The following is a 5,817-nucleotide window of genomic DNA, read 5'->3' as shown; positions in this document are numbered from 1 at the left end:
ATCTTCGCCGGTCTGCAGGACTATATGCCGGAAGCTGTTCGGCCGCTCTATCTCCAGCGGATCCAGGCCCAGGGGATGAGCATCGAGACGCCCACCGGCCGGGGGCTCTATCGCTGGGTCGATGCGATGGAGAAGGCGGGGGAACGATTCTTCCAGCCGCCGGTGAACCCCATGGAGGACGTGGCCGTCCTCCCCTACACCGGGGGCACCACCGGCACTCCGAAAGGGGTGATGCTGACCCACTTTAACCTGTTCGCCAATGTGATCCAGGCGTATGTCTGGGTTCGGGAGTTCATCCGGAGGGGAGAGGAACGTTACCTGGCAGCGCTTCCGCTCTTCCACTCCTTCGGCATGACTTCGCTGATGAACGTGGGGATGTTCACCGGCTCGACGCTCATCCTGCTTCCTCGGTTCGACGTGGAGGAGGCGCTGAACACCATTCGAGCCTATCAACCGACGTTCCTGCCGGCAGTGCCGACGATGTATATCGCTCTGCTGAACCATCCACGGGCCGCCGAGTCCGGCCTGGGCTCCATCCGTCTGTGCAACAGCGGCGCTGCCCCATTGCCAGTAGAGGTCATCCAGCAATTCGCCCGCTTCTCCTCCGGCACCTTCGTTGAGGGCTATGGCCTGACGGAGGCTTCCCCGATCACCCACATCAACCCCATCATGAACCTCAAGAAGCTGGGAAGCATCGGGCTTCCAATCCCGGATACCGATGTGCGCATTGTGGATGTGGAGACAGGGACCCGCGAGCTCGAGCCAGGGGAGATCGGGGAGCTGATCATTAAAGGCCCGCAGGTGATGAAAGGCTATTGGAACCGGCCGGAGGAGACGGCACAGACCCTGCGGGGGGGCTGGCTCTACACCGGGGATATCGCCCGCATGGATGAGGACGGCTACTTCTATATCGTGGATCGCAAGAAGGACATGATCCTCACCGGCGGGTTCAATGTTTATCCGCGGGAGGTAGAGGAGGTCCTTTACGCCCATCCGGCGGTCCTGGAGGCCACCGTGGTGGGTGTTCCCGACCCCTACCGTGGGGAGGCGGTGAAGGCTTACGTGGTTCTCAAGCCAGGCGCCCAGGCCTCAGAAGAGGAGATCCTGGCTCATTGTCGGAAGAACCTCGCGCCTTACAAGGTTCCCCGGAGCGTGGAGTTCCGGGATTCCCTCCCCAAGTCCATGGTCGGGAAAGTGCTCCGGCGGGTGCTGCGGGAGACCGCACCCGAGATCGCCGCGCCCTCGCTGAAGGTGCCGCCGGATGTTCCTGTTCGCGCCTTCTTCATTGAGTGGGTCCCCCGGCTCTTCGACGCGGCCGTCGCAGTTACGCCGCCGGAGGGAATGGAAGGGACCACCTTGATCATCCGCTATCGGGTGGATCAGGAGGTCTTCACGCTGCGAGTTGAAGACGGCAAGCGGCTGACCGTGGTGGAGGGGGAAACCGGGGAGATCCCCCACATCGAGCTGATCCTCGACGCTGAAGCGCTGCGGGAGGCGATCACCGGGCGTCTCTATCTGGGGGAGCCCCCTTACTTGGCCTTCCGATCCCGGCGCCGCATGGAGGCGCTTCAGCGCCTGAGGGGGATGGTGCATCTGGAGCTGGAGCGGCCGGATGGAACCATGTGGAGGGCGATAGCGATCTACAACGGGGCGACGGAGCCTTCGGGAATATTGCGCATGACCACGTCGGATTACAGCTCGATGCAACGGGGGGAGCTCGACGGCCAGGTCGCCTTCGCCACCGGCAAGCTGCGCTGGGAAGGTGACTTCACGCTCCTCATCGGCCTGCGGGCATTGAGGGAATGAAAACGGCGTCTATTGGGGCCGCGCAAGGAGGAGAATCCAAAACATTTTTCCGAGGCCCACTGGGCCTCGGAAAAGGAGAGGAAAGGAGGGATGCGCCCCTCTTTCTCGAACAGGCGCCGCCATTGAATTCGCTGACTCAAGTTGCCCGTGGCGCGATGGTTTTTCCATGGGATCAGGGGCCAGGAGGTTGGAACCGGTTCGGATCCTGACTGGAGGGAAGTCGCGATGATCTCGTTCGAGCCAACCGATGAGCAACGGATGCTGATCCAGACGGTCCATGCCTTCGCTGAGGAGCAGCTGCGCCGGGTCGCGAGGGAGTGCGATGAGACCGGCCAGATTCCGGAGGATGTGATCGATCGGGGGTGGTCGATCGGACTGCTGCCCAGCATGATCCCGGAGGCCTACGGTGGCTTCGGCGAGCCGTCGGCCTTAACCAGCGCCCTGGCGCTGGAGGAGCTCGGATGGGGAGACTTCACCCTTGCCGTCTATCTGCTGGCGCCCCACGCGGTGGCCCTCCCCATCCTGCTGTATGGGACCGAAGGGCAAAAGCGCGCTTATCTCCCCCGCTTCTGTGGGGAGCGATTCGTGAAGGCGGCCGCGGCGCTGATCGAGCCCAGCTTTCTGTTCGATCCCTTCCAGTTGAAGACCACGGCCCATCGAGAGGGCGAGGAATATGTCCTGAACGGGGTCAAGATCGGCGTCCCCTTTGGGGCAGAGGCCGAGCTGCTCCTGGTCTACGCCAGGGAAGATGGGCGAACCCAGGCGTTCCTGGTGGAAAGGGGGACGCCCGGGCTGGTGGTGAAAGAACGCGATCGCTACGCCGGGCTCCGTGCCCTTCCAACGTATGAGATCGCGCTGGAGGGATGCCGCGTCCCGCTCTGTCAACGGATCGGCGGGGAATCCGGGATCGCGATGGACCGGCTGCTGGAGCGCTCGCGGGTGGCGCTGGCCGCCCTCTCGGTCGGGCTGGCCCGAGGCGCCTTCGAGTATGCGCGGGATTACGCCAAGCAGCGGGTTCAGTTCGGCGAGCCCATCGCTTACCGCCAGGCCATCGCCTTTATGATCGCGGAGATGGCCATCGACATCGACGCGGCCCGGCTGATGGCCTGGGAAGCGGCATGGAAGATCGACCGCGGAGAGGACGCATCCCGGGAGGCTTATCTGTGCAAGCTCTTCGCGGATGACATGGCCCTTCGCGTGACCGATGGCGCGGTCCAGACCCTCGGCGGCCACGGCTACATCCGGGACCATCCGGTGGAGATGTGGCTGCGCAACGCCCGGGGCCTCCCGATGCTGGAGGGGATGGTGATGGTGTGACATCAGGCGATCCCCACCCGGCAAGGGAAGATGCCTGAACTGTCGTCAAGCGATGTAATCCTCTTCGAGCGCAGGAGGTGTTGCATGATCAGCTTTGAGATTCCGGAGGAAATCCAGCAGCAACGGGAAATGGCCCGCATGGTCGCCGAGCAGCTGATGCGGCCCAACGCCCGTTATTACGATGAGCACGAGCATGAGATCCCCTGGGACTTTGTGAACACCATGTGGCCCATCGTGCAACAGGACTGGATCCGGATTGTGCGGCGGGCGGAGCGGCAGCTGGCGGGGGAGCCGCCTACGGAGAAGAAGCGCGAGGGGCCGCGTTATGACAACCTGCGCATGATCCTCCTGGTGGAGATGCTCACCTGGGGGGATGCGGGCCTGTATCTATGCATGCCCGGCCCGGGCCTGGCCGGCTACTCCATCAACGCGGTGGGCACGCCCGAACAGAAGGTCCGCTTCCTCAAGCGCTACACCGAAGGCGGGCCGAAGTGGGGGGCGATGGCGGTGACCGAACCGGGCGCGGGATCGGACGTCTCAGCCATCCAGACCACGGCGAAGCGCGAGGATGGATCCTGGGTGCTCAACGGGGAGAAGATCTTCATTACGAACGGCCACCTGGCCCTGGAGGCTTCGGACGGGATCGTGGTGGTCTGGGCGACGATCGACAAAACGGCCGGGCGGGCTGGGATCAAGCCCTTCGTGGTGGAAGCCGGAACCCCAGGGGTGAGCATCACCAAACGGGAGTATAAGCTGGGCATCCGGGCCAGCGACACCGCGGCCATCCGCTTCGACAACGCCCGCATCCCGCTGGACAACATCTTGGGGAGCCCGGAGATCCTGGACACCGCGCGCACCGACGGGTTTAAGGGGGTGATGATCACCTTCGACGCCTCGCGGCCGGTGGTGGCGGCCGGGGCCCTGGGCATCGCCCGCGCCGCCATCGAGTTCACCAAGGAGGTCCTGGAGAAGGAGGGGATTCGGATCCGCTACGGCCTCCCGCGGCATCAACTGACGGCCATCGAACGGGACGTGATGGAAATGGAGGCGATGCACAAGGCGGCGTGGCTGCTTACCCTCCGGGCCGGCTGGATGCTCGATCAGGGGAAGCCCAACGCCCTGGAAGCTTCGATGGCCAAGGTCAAGGCGGGGAAGGCGGTGACCTGGATCACGTATAAGGCGGTGGAGCTCCTGGGGCCGCTGGGCTACTCCACCCGCTACCTGGTGGAAAAATGGATGCGCGACGCCAAGATCAACGACCTTTACGAGGGCACCGGCCAGATCAACACCCTGATCGTCGCCCGCCGCGTCCTCGGCCTCACCAGCCGCGAATTGAAATAGGGATGGGCCCGGACGCCCATCTGTAGGGGCATTGTGTTCATATTGTGATTTTATGTAGGGGCAACCCCCTGTGGGTGCCCCTATCCCGTTGAGGGCAGGCCCCTGGGCCTGCCCCCAGGCCTGCCCATCCGGGACGCACGGAGGGCAGTATACCGATGAACGTCGATCTGCGAGAGCACGTGGCCATCGTCACTGGGGCCTCCCGCGGGATCGGGCGGGCCATCGCCCGGACGCTGGCGGAGGCCGGGGCCCGCGTGGTCCTCTCCAGCCGGAAGGCGGAGAACCTCACGCCGGTCCTGGAGGAGCTCCGCGCGATGGGCGGGGAGGCCCTGGCGGTTCCGGCCCATACCGGTCGCATGGCGGAGGTGGAACGCCTGGTCGAGGAAACGCTCCGGGCCTTCGGCCGCATCGATATCGTCGTCAACAACGCCGCCACCAACCCGCACTTCGGCCCCACCCTGGAGGCCGACGAGGGCCAGTGGCAAAAAATCCTGGAGGTCAACCTCCTGGGCTACTGGCGGATGGCGAAGGCGGTCGCCCCAACGATGCGGGCGCAGAAACGGGGAAAGATCCTCAACATCGCTTCCGTGGCCGGGCTGCGCCCGTCGCCCGGGATGGGCCTCTATGGGATTTCCAAGGCCGGGGTGATCATGCTCACCCAGCTGCTGGCCCTGGAGCTCGCCCCGGACCACATCCAGGTGAACGCCATCGCCCCGGGGGTGATCCGCACCCGCTTCAGCGAGATCCTGTGGAGCACGCCGGAGATCGCTTCACGCATCCTGCAGGCAACCCCCGGGGGACGGTTCGGGGAGCCGGAGGATGTCGCCCGCCTGGCCCTGTTCCTGGTCTCGCCGGCGGCGGATTTCATCACCGGCGCGGTCTTCGTGGTGGATGGCGGGCTTTCGTTAACAGGAGGGCTGGCCTGATCGCAAGGGGATCCCACCGGATTCCACGTTATTCCAGGAGGGATCGCGATGCCCACGGCGCTGGAGCTTGGCCCGAAAGGCTGGCAACCGTATATAGAAGCAGCCCGAAAGCGGGTCATTCCCGCCGCACCGACGGTCGATCCGGAGGAACGCGCCCGTCTGCTCACCCGGGTCCGCGAGGCCGCTCGAGCGCTGAAGGAGCAGTTCGGCGCCCGTCGGGTTCTGCTGTTTGGTTCCCTGGCTCATGCGGCGTGGTTCTTCCCGGACTCGGATGTCGATCTGGTGGTCGACGGCATACCGCCGGCGGACTTCTGGCGGGCCTGGGCCGTTGCGGAGGAGATCATCGGAGACCGCCCGGTGGATCTGATCGATCTGGATATGGTCAGCGATTCCATGCGGGAAGCGATCGAAGCATATGGGGTTGAGC

General features: G+C 64.7%; 5 protein-coding genes and 1 pseudogene. All 6 read left to right on the top strand.

What is annotated here, in order from left to right:
* Positions 1-156: 156 nt before the first annotated feature.
* Positions 157-1,218 (top strand): annotated as a pseudogene (locus tag NZM16_RS13995) (long-chain fatty acid--CoA ligase); the annotation flags it as partial.
* 123 nt (positions 1,219-1,341) lie between these two features.
* A complete protein-coding gene (locus tag NZM16_RS13990; protein ID WP_367281008.1) occupies positions 1,342-1,806 on the top strand; it encodes an SCP2 sterol-binding domain-containing protein in 465 nt (154 codons plus the stop codon).
* Positions 1,807-2,031: 225 nt separating this feature from the next.
* A complete protein-coding gene (locus tag NZM16_RS04680) occupies positions 2,032-3,123 on the top strand; it encodes an acyl-CoA dehydrogenase family protein (protein ID WP_295478927.1) in 1,092 nt (363 codons plus the stop codon).
* 84 nt (positions 3,124-3,207) lie between these two features.
* Complete coding sequence (locus NZM16_RS04675; RefSeq protein ID WP_295478924.1) at positions 3,208-4,464, top strand: acyl-CoA dehydrogenase family protein; 1,257 nt, start codon at positions 3,208-3,210, stop codon at positions 4,462-4,464.
* Positions 4,465-4,619: 155 nt separating this feature from the next.
* On the top strand, positions 4,620-5,390 hold the full coding sequence (locus NZM16_RS04670) for an SDR family oxidoreductase (RefSeq protein WP_295453285.1): 771 nt from the start codon (positions 4,620-4,622) through the stop codon (positions 5,388-5,390).
* Between the two features lie 48 nt (positions 5,391-5,438).
* On the top strand, positions 5,439-5,817 hold a 379-nt coding region (locus NZM16_RS04665; protein WP_295478921.1), incomplete at its 3' end, for a nucleotidyltransferase family protein.

Source organism: Thermoflexus sp. (assembly GCF_025055495.1).
Classification (GTDB): domain Bacteria; phylum Chloroflexota; class Anaerolineae; order Thermoflexales; family Thermoflexaceae; genus Thermoflexus.
This window is presented reverse-complemented; position numbering and strand designations above follow the sequence as displayed.

Excerpts from the sequence above, each read along its gene's own strand:
- NZM16_RS13990 (WP_367281008.1), top strand. The coding sequence starts at position 1,342 with ATGGAAGGGACCACCTTGATCATCCGCTATCGGGTGGATCAGGAGGTC.
- NZM16_RS04680 (WP_295478927.1), top strand. The coding sequence starts at position 2,032 with ATGATCTCGTTCGAGCCAACCGATGAGCAACGGATGCTGATCCAGACG.
- NZM16_RS04675 (WP_295478924.1), top strand. The coding sequence starts at position 3,208 with ATGATCAGCTTTGAGATTCCGGAGGAAATCCAGCAGCAACGGGAAATG.
- NZM16_RS04670 (WP_295453285.1), top strand. The coding sequence starts at position 4,620 with ATGAACGTCGATCTGCGAGAGCACGTGGCCATCGTCACTGGGGCCTCC.